We start from the raw sequence: 17835 nt of genomic DNA, 5'->3' as shown, positions 1-17835 counted from the left end.
GCTTACGGCGGGTTTGGACCTGCCGCAGCACAAAAATAATCGACGATCCCACGAACGCTGTTGAGTTCCGATGAAACCGCAAAGTTACGATCAGCGCCGATGGATGAGCTCGTTGATGAAGCCGAGCTTTTCGACGACTGGCGGCGAGATGATGAACGGGTAGAGGTCGTTCTGACCCATGCTTCGGGCGAGGCTGTTCATCGCAAAGCTCAGCGGCAACCAGATCGCGATGAGGTCTTCGATTGGGTGTGATCCATAAGGGTCGAAATCAGCGGAGAGTGGCATGGTTCCGCCGCTTTCGCCGGGCGGATCCACCCGCAGCCCATAGGCGTTGGCGGTCTCGATGGTGTCCACGATATGCAGATATTGCGCCCAGGTTTCCGCGAAATCCTCCCATGGATGAGCGGTTGCGTAGGCGCTGATATAGTTCTCCTGCCAATCTGGCGGCGCACCCTCGGCGTAATGGTGCTTCAGCGCCGCACTGTAATCGGCCCGGTCGTCGCCGAACAACTCCCGGCAGCGATTGATCCGGTCGGTGTCGCGCACCAGAACGTCCCAATAGAAATGGCCGATCTCGTGACGGAAATGACCGAGCAGGGTGCGATAGGGCTCGCCCATCACGGTGCGGTTGCGTTCGCGGATTGCGTCCTCCGCTTCCTCCGCGTTCAGCACGATCACCCCTTCATCGTGACCGGTAAGAGGCGGCGGCGCCCCACGAACCGGAGTCAGGAATTTGAAGGCGAGGCCATGGCCCGGATCTTCCATCCGATCCGGCAACGGCAGCTTCAGATGTTTGATCGTGTAGATCAGCCAATGCTTGGCCGTCTCGATCCGGCGCCAGCGTGCCAGGTTGCGGGCATCGTCGAGATTGGGCACGATCCGGTTAAATCGGCAGGCATCGCATAATGGTTCCGACCCCGGATCGCAATTATCCGCTGGCAGCAGCCAGTTGCATGCGTCATAGAGCGCATTGGTACAAAACCGAAGGCGCAGATCGGGCAGCCCGACTGCCCGCCAATAGCCGTTCGGATCGCCACCACCCTCTTCCCGTTTGTCTCGGACCAATGCAACAATCCTGTCCACGTCCGGCAAATAGCCGAGCCGATGGTTACAGGATTGGCAGACGTGGTTCTCGAAATATAGCCGCGCGCCGCACGATTGACAGATGAATAGCTGCATCGTGCGGGCAAACCAGGCGGTTACTTGATTTTGGCTTCCTTGAACGCGACGTGCTTGCGCGCCACCGGGTCGTATTTCCGGAACTCGAGCTTACCGGTCTGCGCCTTCGCGTTCTTGCGCGTGACGTAGAAAAAGCCGGTGTCGGCGGTGGAAATCAGTTTGATCTGGACTGTGCTGGATTTGGCCATGAGTGTTCTCCGATCGGCGGAATATGAGCGAGAGGCTTGCTGCGGTCAAGTCCCATGCGACGCAGAACTGCCTGTTCCCGCGTCTGCCGCGAGCAACGGGCGGATCAATGCGGCATGGTAGGCGACCGGATCGTCGATCAGGGCGGTCGCGGCGGCAAAATAGCCGTTGGCTCCGACCGTGGCGGGGCAGGCATCGCGAATCGCGAGGATCTCGGCCAGAGGCATCGGTGCGCGTGCCGCGCGGGTTTCGGCCAACGATTTCGCCAGCATGTCGTGACCCGATTTCAGCGCCGTGATCTGCTGGGCCAGCACGTTGGTGCCGAGACTGACACACACTTGAGGAAACACGCCCAGCCCCTGCAATGGCCAGCCGCGTGGCGCAATCATCCGGCTCCAGGTCACGTAGAGTTCGCCGCCACCGGGCAGGGTCGTCAAGCTCTGCACCAGTCCCTTGCCCAGGGTTGCACTGCCGACCACCACCGCCCTGTCGTTGTCGGACAAGGCGGCCGAAAATACCTCGGCCGCACTTGCGGTTGCGCCATCGACCAGAATGATCACGGGCAGTCCGCCTGCAAGATCCGCACCTTCGGCATGAAACACGTGGTCCGAGGCAGGATCCCGACCGATCGTGCGGATGATGGTGCCGTGACTGAGCAATGTGTCGACGCTGAGGACCGACTGCCGCAGGACGCCGCCGCGATTGCCGCGCAGGTCGATCACGACGCCCGTGGGGTGGGGTGTGCCCTGCATCAAGGTTGCCAGCGTACTGGCAAACTGCTCGCCGGTATCGCGGTCGAACCCCGTCACCCGGATGACAGCGATGGTCTTGTCCATTGCACCGAAGACACTCTGCGTTGGTACCAGCCCCCGCGTCAGATCGATGGTCTGTGGCAGGCTTTTTGCTGGCCGGACCGTCAGGGTGATGTGGGTGCCGGCCATGCCGTGCAGGCTTTCCTGCAGGGCAGCCAGATGGCCGTTGGCGGTGGATTGGCCGTTGATTGCCAGCACGGCCATACCCTCCGTCATTCCGGCCTGATCGGCGGGACCGGAGGGCGCCACGCGCGCGATCAGGATCGCCCGGCCCTCGCGCCCGAGGGTGAGACCGAGCCCGGCGTGGCCGAGGCGGACGGCGCGATCTTCATCGGCTTCGCGCGGAGCTTCATATCGAGAATACGGGTCGAAATGATTGAATAGCTCATCGAAAAAGCTGCGGATCACGCCTTCCGTGCCCGCGCGGCGAAGCGCTGGTGACACGGTGAACGCGTGCGCCGCAACGGCCGCGCACGCGACGCCCCAGGCTCCCGCATCGGTCGGGGCTGGGGTCGTGGTCGCGAAGATCACCCGGTTCGGGCCATAGAGCAGCAACTTTCCCGACTGATCCTGAACGGTCAGATCCGGATCGAGCGCGGTGATACCCGACAGGCCCCATACCGCCATCCGGGGAATTCCGAGCGGTTCGAGTGTGCGCGGCGCGATGAAGGCGAGGGCGGCGCCCCAGACCGCACCAGCCTGAGCGGCATTGAACCCAAGCGCGGTCGTCCCAGGTGCGGCGGCATAGGCACTGCACAACGGCAGGATGAGGCAGAGAAGCGCCAAGCTGCGCCTGACCCTGAGATGACGCCATATTCCAGTTCGGCGATGGAATTTCATCGGTGCGGGCGCTTTGCCGATTTCGGGGTGCGGCCGGGCCGTTTGCCCTTGGATTTCCTGCCGGGGTGCCGTCCCGGTGAATCATTGCTGACGTGCATGGGTGGGTGGCCGCGTGATTGCCCCCCCTCGATCAGCGAAAACAGCAATCCGCCGGTGACTGGCTTGGCTTCGCGCAGCCGCACTGTCACCTGGTCGGCCAGATGGAACACGATACGGCTACGCTTGCCTGACAGGGTGCTGGTGGCTTCGTCATGATGCCAGAAATCGTCAGGCAGCAGCGCCATCGGAATGAAACCCGAAGCGCCGGTTTCGCTCAGGCTGACGAACAGGCCGAAGCGGGTGACGCCGGCGATGCGCGCTGCGAACTCCTCTCCGACGCGCTCGGCGAGATAGGCAGCCAGATAACGGTCGGTCGATTGCCGCTCGGCATCGGTCGCACGGCGCTCGGTGATGGTAATGGCTTGCGCGATGACAGGGAATTCGCCAGCCGTCTCGGGGCTCAGCCCATCGGTTCCCAGTTTCAGCCCGGCGATCAGGGCGCGATGAACCAGAAGATCGGCATAACGGCGGATTGGCGAGGTGAAATGCGCGTAGGATTTCAGGGCCAACCCGAAATGGCCGATGTTTTCGGGGGCATACTCTGCCTGGGACTGGCTGCGCAGCACGGTTTCGTTGACCAGCGGCGCCGCGTCCGTCCCTGCGACCAGTTTCAGGATGTGATCGAGGTCGCGCGGGATCAACTGGTCGCTCTGCTTGAGCGAAATGTCGAAAGTGGCCAGCAGCGAGCGCAGGGCGTCGAGCTTTTCCGGGGAGGGCGGTGCATGGATTCGGTACATGCAGGGTTGACGCAGCCGCTCCAGCTCCTCGGCCGCCGAGACATTGGCGAGGATCATGAACTCCTCGATCAACCGGTGACTGTCGAGCCGGGCGCGCGGCACGACGCTGGCCACTTTGCCGTCCTCGGTGAGGGTGATCTGGCGTTCCGGCAGGTCGAGATCGAGCGTGCCGCGCGCCTGGCGGGCGGCAATCAGGGCGTGATAGGCGGCATACAGATGATCGAGCGTGCCGGCAGGGAGGTCGGCGGCCGAATCCGTATCGTGCGCGCTTTGTACCTCCTCGTAGGTCATGCGGGCGAAGCTGCGCATCAGGCCGCGACCGAATTTGTGGCTCTGTTTGCGGCCTTCACGGTCGATGATCATTTCGACAAAAAGGCACCCGCGATCCTCGTTCGGTCGCAGGCTGCACCAGCCGTTCGACAATGCTTCGGGCAGCATCGGTACGACACGATCAGGGAAATAGACCGAATTGCCGCGGTGCTGCGCTTCGCGGTCGAGCGCCTTGCCGGGTCGGACATAATGCGCGACATCCGCGATCGCGACAACCAGTCGGTAGCCTGTGCCGGCGGGCTCGGCGAATACCGCATCGTCGAAGTCGCGGGCATCCGCACCATCGATGGTGATGAGCGGTAGCCCGCGCAGATCGGTACGCTTGCCGAGCCGGGTTGCCTTTGCCGCCTCCGCCTCGTCGATCGCCGCTTGCGGAAAATCGACGGGGATACCGAGGGCGGCGATCGCGATCAGGCTGATCGAGCGCGCATCGCCCATCTTGCCGAGATGTTCGACAATCCGGGCCGGTTTCGCGCCATGCCCGAATGCTGGGAGCGGGGCGGCGCGCACCACGTCGCCACTTGCCGCACCGTTGGTCTCGCCGACCGGAACCGCCCATTCCGCCCGGCTCTTGCGATCGACCGGCTCGATCCAGCCGCCGTGCGCCTCGCCCGGTCTCGCCGACCTGAACACGCCGATAATGGTCGCTGGTTCGTCGTCGAGCCGCTTCAGTGTTCGCCCTTCGTATCGATCACCGTCGATCCTGCGCAGCCGTGCCAGGACGCGCGCGCCGGGGGCGAGGGCGGTCTGGCCGCGTTGCTCGGGCTTCATGAAAATGATTGGCGGACGCCCGGGCTGATCCCAGCCGACCGGTCGGGCCAGGGGGTCGCCATCCCGATCGGTGCCGGTGATCTCGACAACGCAACGTTCGGGTAGCACTGCCGCCTCGCGAACATGCCTGCCACCGGCACGGGTCAATGCGCCGTCGCGTTCGAGTTCGCGCAACAGGGCGCGCAGGGCCGGTCTTTGGTCAGGCGTCAGATTGAAAGCGCGTGCGATGTCGTTTTTACCCATGCGGGTGCCGGCCTCGCTGAGGAACTTCCGGAGCGCGGCCGTGCTGGGCAGCGTTGATGACGATGCCGCGGGAAACTCCTGATCGGTCGGTTTCACTCTGGCCGGTTTACGGGTCATGCCGCCGGGACGTCCTCGTCTGACGTCCGCGGGGCGATCCACATGGTTCCATCATCGACCGAATTCGATTGAGTCCGGTTCAGGTACCAAGTCTCGCCCCACGTATCAGCTGCTCTGTTCAATCCTCGTGCCATACCTCCAATGTGGCGTCGCGACAACGCTGATGCAGCATTGTAAACCGGTTTTGACGGCCGCGTTCAGCGCAAGTTTCGCTGCTATGGCCTTCTTGCCACAATCGGCTGTTTGCTCGCCTGATCGATCGCCGCGTTGAACAGCGCACCGAGTAGAAGGGTGTAGGCGGTGAGGTAGAACCACATCATCAGGCCGATGATGGTGGCGAGCGGACCATAAGTCCGGCTGTAGGCGGCGAACTGCCCGACATAGACCGCGAATCCATAGGACACGATCAGCCAGACCAGAATCGCAACGGTTACACCCGGGATTACGGTGTGTCCGAGATCCCGGCGGAAAGAGGGACCGTAGCGATAGAACAGACCGAGAGCGACGCCCATGAACCCAACCATCAGGATGAAGCCGATTACGATGGCGATCACCGCGGATGCTTTGCCGAAGCCGAAGAAGGTGAACATCAGCGGCAGACCAACCAGCACGCCGATTGCAATGATCGCGCCGATGACCGCCACCAGCGTCATGCCGAGAGTGACCAGTTGAAACCGGATGATCCCACGGGTTTCTTCACGTTTGTGGATCACGTTGAGGGCATAGATGAGGGATTTGGTCCCTGATGCGGTGGAATAGAGCGTGAACACCAATGACAAAGCGAGTCCGATTCCCAGACTGGTCTTGCCGCCTGAAACCAGTTGCTGGATTCGCCCGGCGATCAGCTGGAACGCCGCTGGCGGCATCAAATGGCGCAGATAGATAAGTTGCGGCTCGACCGTGATCGGGTTGAAGGCAAGACCGTAAAGCGAGATCAGCGTGGTGATCGCCGGGAATAGCGCGAGGGTTGCATAGAAGGCGCAACCGGCGGCCACCAGCGACATCTCGCCGCTGAGAAGCGCCCACAGCGAGGTCTTGAGGCTGCTCCACCATAGGCGAGATGATTCTCGCCAGGTCCGGCGGCGTTTTGGGCTCGCAGATATGGTCGTGGACTGTGCCGTTGTCGGCGGGGGAGGCGGCAGCGGATTTTTCACAACGGCGTCCGTCGTCTGGCGATCGGTCATTGGCGGCCGCTCTCCAGAAAATCGCGGATGACGCCGATGGTCGGTGCGTCCATCAGCGCCGGGGCGTGGCCCGTATCGGCGATCGTCAGTCCGGTTGCACCATCTGCTTCCATGGCGGCGAACGTCTCCTCGGTGAGGAGATCGCTCGATTCGCCACGGATCGCCAGCACGGGCACGCGGATCTGTTGCCAGATCGGCGACAGATCGGCGGTCATTGGCGTCGAAGCTATGATCGGTGTGGCGATGGCGGGATCGTAATGTAGTGCCAGGCCACCGCCGTCGAGCCGTCGCGCGGAATAATATGCGAGATGTGCCCATTGAGCATCGGTCAGAGGGCCGAACGGGGCATGAACCCTGCGAAGATAGCGCTCGACATCAGCATGCTTGGCGAAATATTCAGGCGTGGTCGTCATATAATCGCGGATGCGACTGAGCGCGGACGCAGGGATCGACGGCCCGATATCGTTGAGGACAAGTCTTGTGATCGGAGCGCCGGGTGTCGCCGCCATCATCATTCCACAAATCCCGCCGAGCGACGTGCCGATCCAGACGACCGGCTTGTTGAGCCATGCGAGAAGATGGCCGAGGGCGATGACGTAGGAGCCGGGCTGATAGAGCGCTGAATCAGGGAGCCAGTCCGACTGTCCGCGCCCAGGCAGATCCGGGCAGATGACATGAAATCGATCGGCAAGACTTTCTGCCAGCGGGTCGAAATCACGGCCATTTCGGGTCAGACCGTGGATGCAGAGCACCGCCGCCGCTGCCGGGTTGCCGAATTCCACGAAGGCGAGGCGGTGAAACGCACTGCCGAGGAGGTAAGGCACGAAGCCTTGCCGCGCCATGCAGCCAGGTCAGACGATTTTGTCGCGGCGCAGGGCCGCTATTTCGGTTGCACTCAGTCCCAGCATGTCGGTCAGCACCTCATCGGTATGTTCACCTAAGATGGGAGGTGGGAGGCGATAATCCACCGGTGTGGCGGATAAACGTACCGGATTCGCGACCAGAGTTATCGGATTGCCGCTTTGATCGGTGAGGTCGACCAGATTATTGCGTGCGATCACGTGCGGATCGGTGAACACCTGATCGAGCGTATTGATCGGACCGCAGCCGATTTTGATGGCTTCCAGCGCTTCCAGCCACCACGCGGAGGAGTGCCGGCTGAGCACGGCGGCGAGCGTTTCGGTGACGAGGGTACGGTTTGCGACCCTCGCGGCGTTAGTCGCAAAGTTCGAATTCTCAATGAGGTGGTCGAGGCCGAAGCGGTTGCAGAAACGGGCGAAGCTCGCGTCGTTGCCGATCGAGAGCACGATATGGCCATCCGCCGTGGCGAAAACCTGATAAGGAACAATGTTGGGATGCTGGTTGCCGAGGCGGGGCGGGTTGGTGCCGGTGGCCAGATAGTTCATCCCCTGATTGGCGAGCCAGGCGACATGGGTATCGAGCATGCCGATATCGACCTGCTGGCCTTCGCCGGTGGCTTCGCGATGGCGGAGAGCGGCGAGAACACCGATAGCGCCGTAAAGGCCGGCGAACAGATCCGCGACCGGAACGCCCACTTTCATTGGCTCGCCATCGGGCGCGCCGGTGAGCGACATGATACCGCCCATGGCCTGGATCAGGCTGTCATAGCCCGGCCGCGCCGCGTAGGGGCCGGTCTGCCCGAAGCCGGTGATCGAGCAGTAGATCAGCGAAGGATGGATCGGGGCAAGTTGTTCATACCCAAGCCCGTAGCGGGAAAGCGTCCCGACCTTGAAGTTTTCGACCAGAATATCGCATCGACCGATCAGGTCGTGGGCGATCCGCTGACCTTCGGATGTGGCGATGTCGAGCGTCAGCGAGCGCTTGTTGCGGTTGGCTCCTGCGAAATACGCACTTTGCCCGGTTCCGGGCATTTCGGGGGGGACGAAGCTGCGGGTATCGTCGCCGCTGCCGGGCTTTTCGATCTTGATCACGTTGGCGCCAAGATCGGCCAGCATCTGGACGCAGGTGGGGCCAGCCAGGACCCTTGTAAGGTCAAAGACGGTAAGTCCTGCAAGCGGCCCCGACGGCTGGGGCATCGCTTCGGCAGTGGAATTCGACATGAACGACCTCCGGTTCTGTGATCCCCGGAATAGCGGACCGTCTCGTTTCAGGTCAAAGCCGGGACATTGATGAGATCAACCGTGGTGCCGAATTTTGGGTGGCGGTTTACAAGCCCGAAGGGCGAGCCTGACGAGCCGGTTTGCCATGACAGGCAGACCGGCTCGTTCAGCATCCTGAGCGAGTGAGATCAACCGGTCGGTCAGGATCAGGGGGCTGACGATCGGCTCATGATGGTCGGCAGTTTTCGCCGTTGCATAATCAGACATCGCGGGATTTTCCTTTGACAGTTCAGCCGTTTTGGCTGACCCCAGATGACCATGCGCGAATTACCGTTCGGTTAATGGATTGCGCTGAGGTGCAAAATAAATTTTTGTTTCGCTGACGGGAAAATTTCAGCGTTCGTTCTCGTCGGTATCGCGCTCGACTTCGATATCTGCCTCGATCGCGTCGGCATCGTCCTCGAGATCGTCGGCATCCTCCAGAATATCCTCGTCGGTGCCGTCGTCGACCGCATCGACCTCGACATCGTCACCCGGCGCGATGGCTGCCTTGGGCGATTTTTTCACATCATCGGGGATCGGGGCGTTGCGCTTGAGCTTGGGCTGCTCGATCGGCTGTTCGGTGCCGCATTTCGGGCAGACCGCAGGCACCTTGCCCAGATCGAAGAACCGTGCGCCACAGGAGACGCAGGTATGTTTGTCGCCAAGTTCCGGCTTCGGCATGAGGGCCTCGTAAAGAGTGGGAAACGGTCGCTTCAGGGCGCGCGCCATGCCACCCATCGCCCCCTATGTCAAACCGTACGGGCCATGCTAAGCGCCGCGCCATGAACCCCTCATCCCCTGTCGCCCATGTTTCGTGCCGTGACGGCTCGCCGCTCAACGGTACGATCCGCGTGCCGGGCGACAAGTCGATTTCCCATCGCGCCCTGATGTTCGCGGGGCTTGCGATCGGCACCACGCGCATCGCCGGATTACTCGAAGGCGAGGATGTGCTGAGAACTGCTGCCGCGATGCGGGCTCTCGGGGCGGATGTCACGCGTGAAGGTTCCGGTATGTGGCGGGTGAGCGGTGCCGGAATTGGCGGGTTACACAGCCCTGAGGATGTGCTCGACATGGGCAATTCGGGCACAGCGGCGCGGCTGTTGTGCGGCATTCTCGCGAGTCATGATATTTTTGCGGTGATGACCGGTGATGCCTCGTTGCGACGGCGACCGATGCGCCGGGTGATCGATCCGCTCGCCGCGTGCGGTGCTGTGTTTGCGGCACGGGATGGCGGGCGGCTGCCTCTGGCTGTGAGTGGAGCGGCCGATGCTCTGCCCTTGAGTTATCGGCTGCCGGTTGCGTCCGCGCAGGTGAAGTCGGCGCTCCTACTCGCGGGGCTGAATGCGCGTGGGGTGACGGAGATCGAGGAGCCGGAACCGACCCGCGACCATTCGGAAAATATGCTTCGTCATTTCGGAGCGGCGGTCGAGGTGATCGGGCAGGGGAGAGGCAAATTGATCCGCTTGCGGGGACAGCCGGAGTTGATGGCTTCGGATGTCATGGTGCCGGGCGATCCGTCTTCGGCGGCGTTTCCGATCGTGGCGGCGTTGCTCGTTCCGGGCTCCAGCGTGACTATCGAAGGGGTCGGCCTCAATCCGTTGCGGACCGGCCTTGTGACAACGCTGTGCGAAATGGGCGCAGACATCGTCATTCTCAATCAGCGGGCGGAGGGGGGGGAGCCGGTTGGCGACCTCGTGGTCCGGGCGACGACGCTGAGGGGGGTGGATGTGCCGCCGGAGCGGGCCCCTGCCATGATCGATGAGTACCCGATCCTCGCGGTCGCCTGTGCACTCGCGATGGGGCAGTCGCGCTTGCGCGGGTTGGGAGAGTTGCGGGTCAAGGAGAGCGACCGGCTGGCCGCCACGCTCGCGATGCTGCGGGTCAATGGCGCACAGGTCGAAGTGGATGGCGATGACATGATCATCATGGGCGGGGCAAACCGGCTTGGCGGCGGGACGGTGATGACGCATATGGATCACCGGCTTGGGATGAGCGCGCTGGTGCTGGGGCTCGTCGCCGACGATCCGGTTACAATCGATGATGCCGCCTTCATCGATACCAGCTTTCCAGGCTTCGTTGATCTGATGCGGGGGCTGGGGGCGGTGATCGGGCCAGCGGGCGGGCCGGTGGAGGGATTGGCATGAAGCATATCGTGATTGCGATCGACGGACCAGCGGCTTCGGGCAAGGGGACGCTGGCGCGGCGACTGGCCGAAGCGTTCAATCTGCCATATCTGGACACCGGGCTGCTGTACCGGGTGGTCGGACGACGGGTCCTGGACCACGGCGGCGATCCGTCAGATGTCGCGCTTGCGAGTGAGCAGGCGCGGGGCCTTGGGCGGCTCGATCTGGAACGGGGAGACCTCCGAACCCCGGAGGTCGATCGTGCCGCAAGTGCCGTGGCCTCGATCCCCGCTGTGCGGGCCGCATTGCTCGATTTTCAGCGCTCGTTCGCGTTGCATGCCGGGGCGGTGCTCGACGGGCGGGATATCGGGACGATCGTGTTTCCCGAGGCGGATGTGAAGTTGTATATCACAGCCTCGCTCACCGTGCGGGCGGCGCGGCGGTTTGCCGAGCGGCGGGCGCTCGGTGCCGAAGTCACGCTCGAGGCGGTTCAGGCGGATCTCGCGGCGCGGGACGAAGCCGACCGGACTCGGGCGGCGGCACCGCTGCGACCGGCTGAAGACGCTCATCGGATCGACACCAGCGCGCTCGATGCCAATCACGCGTTTGCTGCCGCAGCAGACTGGGTCAACCGGGCGCTGGCGAAGCCATAATCCGCTTTTCGGATTTATGTGGCAGGGTGGCATAATAATCTAACGAATCGAGGCCCGGACGTGAGTGATCTCTTCGACCAATCCGCTGCTTCGGCGGCGTATACCGCCAAGGATATCGAGGTTCTGGAAGGGCTTGAGCCGGTTCGTCGCCGACCGGGTATGTATATTGGCGGGACCGATGAGGGCGCGTTGCATCACCTGGCCGCCGAATTGCTGGACAATGCGATGGACGAGGCCGTTGCAGGTCATGCCTCGACGATCGAGATGACGCTGGCTGCGGGCAACTGGTTGACGGTACGTGATAACGGGCGGGGCTATCCGGTCGATCCGCATCCCAAATTCAAGGACAAATCGGCGCTCGAAGTCATCCTGACCACGCTGCATTCCGGAGCCAAGTTCTCCGGCAAGGCCTATGCAACCTCGGGCGGGCTGCACGGGGTGGGGAGTTCGGTGGTCAACGCGCTCGCGGTGCGCCTGGAGGTCGAGGTCGCGCGGGACCGGGTGCTGTGGAAGCAGGACTATGCGCGGGGCAAACCGCTCACCAAACTGGTCAATGCCGGGCCAGCGCCGAACCGGCGCGGCACGTTGATCAGGTTCACGCCGGACCCCGAGATTTTCGGGCCACTCAAATTGAGCGCGGTGCGGCTGTACCGGATGTGCCGATCGAAGGCATATCTGTTTCGTGGCGTGCGTATCCGCTGGTCATGCGATGCTGCGCTGATCCCTGCGGGGTCGGACGTACCGGCGCAGGCGGAACTCCATTTTCCCGGCGGGCTAGCCGATTCGTTGGCCGAGGAACTTGGCACCGTACCGAAGCTGGTGGCTCCGGTTTGGGCCGGCCTCGCCGAGCTGCCGGATGGGGCAGGGCGGATCGAGTGGGCTTGTGCGTGGGTCGATGGTGGTGAGTCGTCAATATCGACTTATTGCAATACAATTCCGACATCTCAGGGAGGGACGCATGAGGCGGGATTTCGCGCCGCGTTGCTGAAGGGGTTGCGCGGGTTCGGCGAGCAGCGTGGCAACAAGCGTGTTGCCGTAGTGACCGGTGAGGACGTGACGGGCACGCTGGCGGCCAAGATGTCCCTGTTCATCCGCGATCCGCAATTCCAGGGACAGACCAAGGAAAAGCTGACCTCGCCCGAGGCGCAGCGAGTGACCGAGGCGGCGCTGCGGGACCGGTTCGAGCATTTCCTGGCCGGTGATCCGGCCAGTGCCGATCAACTGCTGGCCTATGTCATCGAGCGCGCGGAAGACCGGATCCGGCGGCGCGAGGCCAAGGATACGCCGCGCAAGTCAGCAACACGGCGGCTGCGGCTGCCGGGCAAGCTGACGGATTGCGCGCGTGAATCGCGTGAGGATACGGAGATTTTCCTGGTCGAGGGCGACTCGGCGGGAGGGTCGGCAAAGCAGGCGCGCAACAGGGAGACCCAGGCAGTTCTGCCATTGCGGGGCAAGATCCTTAACGTCGCCTCCGCTTCCACTGAAAAGCTGCGGCAGAATCAGGAGTTGAAAGATCTGATCGAGGCGCTCGGGTGCGGGGTGGGCGACCGGTTCCGGCTGGAACACCTGCGGTATGGCCGGATCATTATCATGACAGATGCGGATGTCGACGGCGCGCATATCGCCTCGCTGCTGATGACGTTTTTTTACCGGGAACTGCCGGAACTGATCCGTGCCGGGCATGTGTTTCTGGCACAGCCGCCGCTGTTCCGGCTGACCCAGGGCAGCAAGTCGGTTTATGCGATGGACGATGCCGAGCGTGACCGGCTGATCAAGACCGCCTTCAAAGGGAGCGCGAAGGTTGAAATCAGCAGGTTCAAAGGGTTGGGCGAGATGCCGCCGGCGATGTTGAAGGAAACCACGATGGACCCGAAAAAACGGGTCCTGCTTCGGGTGATGACCCTGCCGGAAGCGCGGGCGGAGACGGCGGAGATGGTGGAGAGCCTGATGGGGCGAAAGCCGGAGCTACGATTCCGGTTCATTCAGGACCGCGCAGCAGGCGCAGGAGAGCTTGACGTTTGATGGCTATGACCGGTGATGGGCGGCTGGTCCTGGCGCGGAGTGACGGACCTGATTGATTAAATTTCGAGCCGCCGTTGGGTTGAGGATCTTGTGGCCGTTGATGACGTAGAGGTAGACGTCATGAGGAACATCGTCGGCTTTCGAGGGCGAAATGGCGTTCAGATCGTGCGGAACTTTGCCGTGAGCCCAATCCCGCGCACGCTGCGCCCAGTTTGCGACTACGGTTTCGCGATATCCGAGCGGTTCTGCTTCCTTGGTGCCCATGATACGGACATAGACGAAATCTGCGGTAAGATCGGCAATCTGCGGAGATTGGCTATCGCCGGCGGTCACCACCGCAACCCCATGATCGAACAGCATGGCGATGAACGCCGGGTGACGGAAGCTTTCGTCCATCGCACCGCCTCCGAATCGGTGCCGGACAAGGAATCACATACGATTCGAGCCGGGCAATACCCCAACCTCAAATCTCTCAGAAATGTGGGTAATCGAAAGCCTCACCGGATGGGTACTTGCAGTCGGTAATACGTACTGTTGATCTCGATGCTGGATAATTGACGTGCGGCATAGCTGAGTTCGCATCGGTGGGGCAGGTCGTGCGGGTAGAAAACGCCGCGCCACGGGGCGTAAGTCCAACCGCCCACGCCGACTCGAAACGTGCCAGAGGTTCGTCGGGTCATTCCAACGATCGATTGTCTTGCTCAGTACATGTGTTGGCCGCCGTTGATCGAGAGCGTTGAGCCGGTGATGAAATCAGCGTCGTCGGCGGTGAGAAAAACGACGCCGCGGGCGATGTCTTCGGCGTGGCCGAGGCGTCCCACCGGGATTTTGGCGATGATTTTATCCAGAACATCGGGCGGCACGGCTCGGACCATGTCGGTATCGACGTAGCCGGGCGCGATCGCGTTGACGGTGATATTAAAGCGCGCGCCTTCCTGGGCGAGGGCTTTGGTGAAGCCGTGGATGCCGGATTTGGCGGCGGCGTAGTTGACCTGGCCATACTGACCGGCCTGCCCGTTGATCGAGCCGATATTGACGACGCGGCCGAACTTTTTGGCTTTCATGCCGTCGAATGTGGCTTTGCAGAGGTTGAAACAGGAGCCGAGATTGGTGTCGATCACGGCGTCCCACATGTCGCGGGTCATGCGCGACATGGTGCCATCCTTGGTGATGCCTGCATTGTTGACCAGGATTTCGATCGGACCGAGACGGCTGGTGATCGTGGCGACGGAGGTTGCGCAGGCATCGAAGTCGCAGGCATCGAATTTCATTGCTTCGATGCCGTGGACCTCGGTGAAGTTTTCGGCGGCGGTCTGGTTGCCGGCGTAGCTTGCGATCACGGTGCGGCCAGCGGCTTTCAGCGCCACGCTGATGGCAGCACCGATGCCTCTGGTGCCACCGGTGACAAGTGCGATTCGCGACATTTCGTTTCCCCACGGTGAGATTGGCTCAATGTGAACCCGTTCGGGGGTGGCTGTAAATGATTGGTTTCAGGGCTTGTCGGATGCTGCGTCGCGACATGCAGCGAGAGAGCGACGCTGAACTCCTGCCGCAGTGAAATTCGCGGGATCGAGCCAGGCGAGGAAGCCAGCTTTGACCCTTGGCCATTCTGAATCGAGGATGGAATGCCAAGCGGTATCACGGTTCCGGCCCTGGGTGACATGGGTCTGGCGAAAGATGCCTTCAAGCTGGAAACCAAGCCGAAGTGCGGCTTGTCGTGAGGGTAGATTAAGGCTGTTGCACTGCCATTCGTACCGGCGATAGCCGAGTTCATCGAAGGCGCGGCTCATCATCAGGAACATGGCTTCAGTGCCGGCGCGAGCGCGATGAAGGGCACGGGTATAATTGACGGCACCGACTTCGATCGAGCCATGTTCAGGGTCGATTCCCATGTAGGCAGCGTAGCCCACGGCGCGGTCCGAAGCGTCGATGATGGCGAAGGCCATGAAGTCGGGGTTGTCAGCAAAGTGGGCGAGTTCAGCGTGGAAGGCTGCGGGGTTAGGAGGACGGGGCGTGCGCCACCATGTCCAGTCACGATCATCCGGTGCGGCGAGAAAGAGGGTGACGAGGTCGTCCGCGTGACGGGTGCAGTCGAGCGATTCCATGTGGCACCAGCTACCGTACATCGGGCTGGTGGAGGGGGCAGCACGCGGGGTCCAACGGGGCACTTCGGGACCGACGATTTGCCCATAACGGTTTCTGGGCAGAGTCATTCGTTTGATCCCGGACCCAGAGCACCCCAAGCTTGGTCTGCCCAGCTCTGTCGGTTTCCGCCTGAGATAAGTAGAGTCGCTTCAACCTGCATAGGTGCAAGACTCCCCTTCGCTGTCTCGAAAAACAGTCACCCGGGCGACGTTTGGGCATGAGGAGCGGAGGTTGCGCCAGATGAAAGCCGCGAGATTTTCAAGGGTGGCGGGCCCGAGTTGTTCGACGTCATCGAGGAAGCGGTGGTCGAGCTGACCACGAACAACGGCAATGTGGGTGGCGAGACTGCCGAAATCCATGATCATGCCGGAGGCATCCGGGGTGCCGCGCAGTGTGACGCTGGCCCGGTAGGAATGGCCGTGGATTCGCCGGCTAGGTTCGGCATCGATCGTGCGGTTCAGCGTATGGGCCGCTTCGAAGCGGAAATCCTTGGTGAGTTCGAACATCAGGGAATGCCCAGATATTTGTGGGTCTGCATCGAGAGACGCCATTGGGGGTGGGACTGGCAATAGGCGATTGCGGCTCGCGTGTTGGCGAGGCGATCGGGCCCGTCCATCGGTTGAAGCAGAAAGTTTTTGAAATTCAGTGAGGTGAAGCGATCGGGCATCGCTTCGGGCTGGGGATAGACGAGTTTGAGTTCGTCGCCTTGGTCAAGCGCAAGCGGTGCGCGTGATTTGGGGCTGACGCACAGCCAGTCGATGCCCGGCGGTGGGATGATGGTTCCGTTGGTTTCGACCGCGATGGTGAAGCCTTCGGCGTGGATCGCCGCGATCAGCGCGGTGTCGAGCTGCAGGAGAGGTTCGCCACCAGTGATCACCACGAGCGCGTGGGTGGTGACCGGTGCTGCCCAGGCGGCGCGGATGGCTGCGGCAAGGCTGGCGGCATCGGCGAATTTACCGCCGCCTGTGCCATCGGTGCCGATAAAGTTTGTGTCGCAAAATTGGCAGATCGCGGTGGCGCGATCGGCTTCACGACCGCTCCACAGATTGCAGCCGGCGAAGCGGCAGAACACGGCGGCGCGACCTGCATTGCTGCCTTCGCCCTGCAAGGTGAGGAAGATTTCCTTGACGCTGTATGTCATGCCCGAGCCTTCATGGCTGCGAACTATCGCAAACAGCGCATTTTGGCGACCGGTTTGGTGCAACGCCGCTATCGCGCTTGATCGGGGCGGTGGATGCGGCATGATCAACGGATGAACCCACATGCTCAACGACGCCAGGCGATCCTTGTCCTTGGAATGCATCGCAGCGGGACATCGGCGCTGACGCGGGTGATTGCGCTGTGCGGCGCAGGCTTGCCGCGTCATCTGATGCCGGCTTCGGAAAACGTCAACGCGACCGGCTTTTGGGAATCACAAGCGCTGGTCGACTTCCACGACGAGGTGCTGGCGGCTACCGGTTCGACCTGGAGCGATGTGCGCCATTTGCCTCCCGCGTGGTTTGCTGGTGAGGCAGCACTGAAGTTCCATCACCGGCTTGGTGCGTTGCTCGACATCGAATACGGCGACATGCCGTTGATCGTGGTCAAGGATCCGCGGCTGTGCCGACTCCTGCCGCTCTGGTTGCCGGTGCTGCGGGAACGGAATATTACGCCGAGGGTGGTGATCCCGGTGCGCCATCCGCACGAGGTCGCCGCATCGCTGGAGCGTCGCGAGGGATTCGATCAGGCGCGAGCGATCGCTCTTTGGCAGACCCACATGCTGGATGCCGAACGCGACAGCCGGGGGTTGGTCCGCGGATTTGTCGCGTACAACGCCTTGCTGGCCGACTGGGAGACTGAAATCGCCCGGTTGGGCGATGCCATTGGCATCGATTTAGTAGCGACCGTCGATCGAGATGCTGTTTCGCGATTCCTGTCCGCTGGCCTGCGGCATCATGTCGTTGGTCCCGGCGATGCGGCACTGCCCGAGTGGGTGGCTGGCGTATATCGCTGGATGATGGCGGCGGTTTCGGGACAGGAGCCGCCGTGTGGAGACCTCGATGGGATCGCTGCCGCCATGGCCCAGGCCAACGCCTATTACGGACCGGTGGTTGCGGCGTTGGAAACCGAACTCGCCACCCGAATGACGGAGCGGCAGCACTGGATCGATACCGCGGTCGATCGGTACGCCATCATTGAGGATCTGCGTCGTGAGATCGAGCGCTTGTCAGCCTTCCAACCAGACGCAGCAGGTGTGGGGTCCAATTCCTGATCGAGCGTTTGTCGGATATC

18 protein-coding genes are annotated in these 17835 nt (G+C 62.3%); 4 read left to right on the top strand and 14 right to left on the bottom strand.

Annotation, left to right across the window (positions count from 1 at the left end):
• Positions 1-90 precede the first annotated feature (90 nt).
• The 8 genes from SIL87_RS11210 to SIL87_RS11175 all read right to left on the bottom strand — a co-directional run bounded on the left by SIL87_RS11210 (position 91) and on the right by SIL87_RS11175 (position 9350).
• Complete coding sequence (locus SIL87_RS11210) at positions 91-1179, bottom strand: zinc-binding metallopeptidase family protein (protein WP_319614268.1); 1089 nt, start codon at positions 1177-1179, stop codon at positions 91-93.
• Positions 1180-1199: 20 nt separating this feature from the next.
• Positions 1200-1367, bottom strand: a complete 168-nt coding sequence (gene rpmG, locus SIL87_RS11205) for a 50S ribosomal protein L33 (RefSeq protein WP_235706103.1) — start codon at positions 1365-1367, stop codon at positions 1200-1202.
• Between the two features lie 45 nt (positions 1368-1412).
• A complete protein-coding gene (locus SIL87_RS11200) occupies positions 1413-2963 on the bottom strand; it encodes a S41 family peptidase (RefSeq protein WP_319614267.1) in 1551 nt (516 codons plus the stop codon).
• Between the two features lie 50 nt (positions 2964-3013).
• Positions 3014-5314, bottom strand: a complete 2301-nt coding sequence (gene rnr, locus SIL87_RS11195) for a ribonuclease R (RefSeq protein ID WP_319614266.1) — start codon at positions 5312-5314, stop codon at positions 3014-3016.
• Positions 5315-5529: 215 nt separating this feature from the next.
• Positions 5530-6318 carry a YihY/virulence factor BrkB family protein gene (locus SIL87_RS11190; protein ID WP_319614265.1) on the bottom strand — a complete coding sequence of 263 codons (789 nt, stop codon included), beginning with the start codon at positions 6316-6318 and terminating at the stop codon, positions 5530-5532.
• Positions 6319-6494: 176 nt separating this feature from the next.
• A complete protein-coding gene (locus SIL87_RS11185) occupies positions 6495-7340 on the bottom strand; it encodes an alpha/beta fold hydrolase (RefSeq protein ID WP_319614264.1) in 846 nt (281 codons plus the stop codon).
• 9 nt (positions 7341-7349) lie between these two features.
• On the bottom strand, positions 7350-8579 hold the full coding sequence (locus tag SIL87_RS11180) for a CaiB/BaiF CoA transferase family protein (protein ID WP_319614263.1): 1230 nt from the start codon (positions 8577-8579) through the stop codon (positions 7350-7352).
• A 393-nt stretch (positions 8580-8972) separates the two neighbouring features.
• Positions 8973-9350, bottom strand: coding sequence for an FYDLN acid domain-containing protein (locus tag SIL87_RS11175; RefSeq protein WP_405055229.1), 378 nt, complete (start codon positions 9348-9350; stop codon positions 8973-8975).
• A 53-nt stretch (positions 9351-9403) separates the two neighbouring features.
• On the opposite strand from SIL87_RS11175, the gene aroA reads away from it, so the two are divergent.
• Genes aroA through parE form a run of 3 tightly spaced genes read left to right on the top strand, consistent with a single transcriptional unit; the run spans position 9404 to position 13419 of the window.
• On the top strand, positions 9404-10765 hold the full coding sequence (gene aroA / locus SIL87_RS11170) for a 3-phosphoshikimate 1-carboxyvinyltransferase (RefSeq protein WP_319614262.1): 1362 nt from the start codon (positions 9404-9406) through the stop codon (positions 10763-10765).
• Positions 10762-11397 (top strand): (d)CMP kinase, encoded by a 636-nt coding sequence (cmk, locus tag SIL87_RS11165; RefSeq protein WP_319614261.1) that lies wholly within the window; start codon positions 10762-10764, stop codon positions 11395-11397. Before aroA ends, cmk begins: the two co-directional genes overlap by 4 nt.
• A gap of 60 nt (positions 11398-11457) precedes the next feature.
• On the top strand, positions 11458-13419 hold the full coding sequence (gene parE, locus SIL87_RS11160; RefSeq protein ID WP_319614260.1) for a DNA topoisomerase IV subunit B: 1962 nt from the start codon (positions 11458-11460) through the stop codon (positions 13417-13419).
• A gap of 3 nt (positions 13420-13422) precedes the next feature.
• On the opposite strand, the gene SIL87_RS11155 is transcribed toward parE, so the two are convergent.
• The 6 genes from SIL87_RS11155 to queE all read right to left on the bottom strand — a co-directional run bounded on the left by SIL87_RS11155 (position 13423) and on the right by queE (position 16705).
• Positions 13423-13815 (bottom strand): DUF72 domain-containing protein, encoded by a 393-nt coding sequence (locus tag SIL87_RS11155; protein WP_319614259.1) that lies wholly within the window; start codon positions 13813-13815, stop codon positions 13423-13425.
• 101 nt (positions 13816-13916) lie between these two features.
• Positions 13917-14099 (bottom strand): DUF72 domain-containing protein, encoded by a 183-nt coding sequence (locus tag SIL87_RS11150; RefSeq protein WP_319614258.1) that lies wholly within the window; start codon positions 14097-14099, stop codon positions 13917-13919.
• A 21-nt stretch (positions 14100-14120) separates the two neighbouring features.
• Positions 14121-14843: an acetoacetyl-CoA reductase gene (gene phbB, locus SIL87_RS11145; RefSeq protein WP_319614257.1), complete on the bottom strand. Its 723-nt coding sequence runs from the start codon at positions 14841-14843 to the stop codon at positions 14121-14123.
• 66 nt (positions 14844-14909) lie between these two features.
• Positions 14910-15524 carry a GNAT family N-acetyltransferase gene (locus SIL87_RS11140; protein WP_319614256.1) on the bottom strand — a complete coding sequence of 205 codons (615 nt, stop codon included), beginning with the start codon at positions 15522-15524 and terminating at the stop codon, positions 14910-14912.
• Between the two features lie 189 nt (positions 15525-15713).
• Positions 15714-16070 carry a 6-pyruvoyl trahydropterin synthase family protein gene (locus SIL87_RS11135; RefSeq protein WP_319614255.1) on the bottom strand — a complete coding sequence of 119 codons (357 nt, stop codon included), beginning with the start codon at positions 16068-16070 and terminating at the stop codon, positions 15714-15716.
• On the bottom strand, positions 16070-16705 hold the full coding sequence (gene queE, locus SIL87_RS11130; RefSeq protein ID WP_319614254.1) for a 7-carboxy-7-deazaguanine synthase: 636 nt from the start codon (positions 16703-16705) through the stop codon (positions 16070-16072). Before queE ends, SIL87_RS11135 begins: the two co-directional genes overlap by 1 nt.
• Before the next feature lie 93 nt (positions 16706-16798).
• Here queE and SIL87_RS11125 point away from each other — a divergent pair, with 93 nt between their 5' ends.
• Complete coding sequence (locus SIL87_RS11125; RefSeq protein WP_319614253.1) at positions 16799-17815, top strand: sulfotransferase family protein; 1017 nt, start codon at positions 16799-16801, stop codon at positions 17813-17815.
• The last annotated feature ends 20 nt before the right edge of the window (positions 17816-17835 follow it).

The organism is Acidiphilium acidophilum (assembly GCF_033842475.1).
Classification (GTDB): Bacteria; Pseudomonadota; Alphaproteobacteria; order Acetobacterales; family Acetobacteraceae; genus Acidiphilium; species Acidiphilium acidophilum.
The sequence above is the reverse complement of the archived record's forward strand: the minus strand, read 5'-3'. Positions and strand labels throughout refer to the sequence as shown.

Excerpts from the sequence above, each read along its gene's own strand:
- SIL87_RS11210 (WP_319614268.1), bottom strand. The coding sequence starts at position 1,179 with ATGCAGCTATTCATCTGTCAATCGTGCGGCGCGCGGCTATATTTCGAG.
- rpmG (WP_235706103.1), bottom strand. The coding sequence starts at position 1,367 with ATGGCCAAATCCAGCACAGTCCAGATCAAACTGATTTCCACCGCCGAC.
- rnr (WP_319614266.1), bottom strand. The coding sequence starts at position 5,314 with ATGACCCGTAAACCGGCCAGAGTGAAACCGACCGATCAGGAGTTTCCC.
- SIL87_RS11190 (WP_319614265.1), bottom strand. The coding sequence starts at position 6,318 with ATGTCGCTGGTGGCCGCCGGTTGCGCCTTCTATGCAACCCTCGCGCTA.
- SIL87_RS11185 (WP_319614264.1), bottom strand. The coding sequence starts at position 7,340 with ATGGCGCGGCAAGGCTTCGTGCCTTACCTCCTCGGCAGTGCGTTTCAC.
- SIL87_RS11180 (WP_319614263.1), bottom strand. The coding sequence starts at position 8,579 with ATGTCGAATTCCACTGCCGAAGCGATGCCCCAGCCGTCGGGGCCGCTT.
- SIL87_RS11175 (WP_405055229.1), bottom strand. The coding sequence starts at position 9,350 with ATGGCGCGCGCCCTGAAGCGACCGTTTCCCACTCTTTACGAGGCCCTC.
- aroA (WP_319614262.1), top strand. The coding sequence starts at position 9,404 with ATGAACCCCTCATCCCCTGTCGCCCATGTTTCGTGCCGTGACGGCTCG.
- cmk (WP_319614261.1), top strand. The coding sequence starts at position 10,762 with ATGAAGCATATCGTGATTGCGATCGACGGACCAGCGGCTTCGGGCAAG.
- SIL87_RS11155 (WP_319614259.1), bottom strand. The coding sequence starts at position 13,815 with ATGGACGAAAGCTTCCGTCACCCGGCGTTCATCGCCATGCTGTTCGAT.
- SIL87_RS11150 (WP_319614258.1), bottom strand. The coding sequence starts at position 14,099 with ATGACCCGACGAACCTCTGGCACGTTTCGAGTCGGCGTGGGCGGTTGG.
- phbB (WP_319614257.1), bottom strand. The coding sequence starts at position 14,843 with ATGTCGCGAATCGCACTTGTCACCGGTGGCACCAGAGGCATCGGTGCT.
- SIL87_RS11140 (WP_319614256.1), bottom strand. The coding sequence starts at position 15,524 with ATGGAATCGCTCGACTGCACCCGTCACGCGGACGACCTCGTCACCCTC.
- SIL87_RS11135 (WP_319614255.1), bottom strand. The coding sequence starts at position 16,070 with ATGTTCGAACTCACCAAGGATTTCCGCTTCGAAGCGGCCCATACGCTG.
- queE (WP_319614254.1), bottom strand. The coding sequence starts at position 16,705 with ATGACATACAGCGTCAAGGAAATCTTCCTCACCTTGCAGGGCGAAGGC.
- SIL87_RS11125 (WP_319614253.1), top strand. The coding sequence starts at position 16,799 with ATGCGGCATGATCAACGGATGAACCCACATGCTCAACGACGCCAGGCG.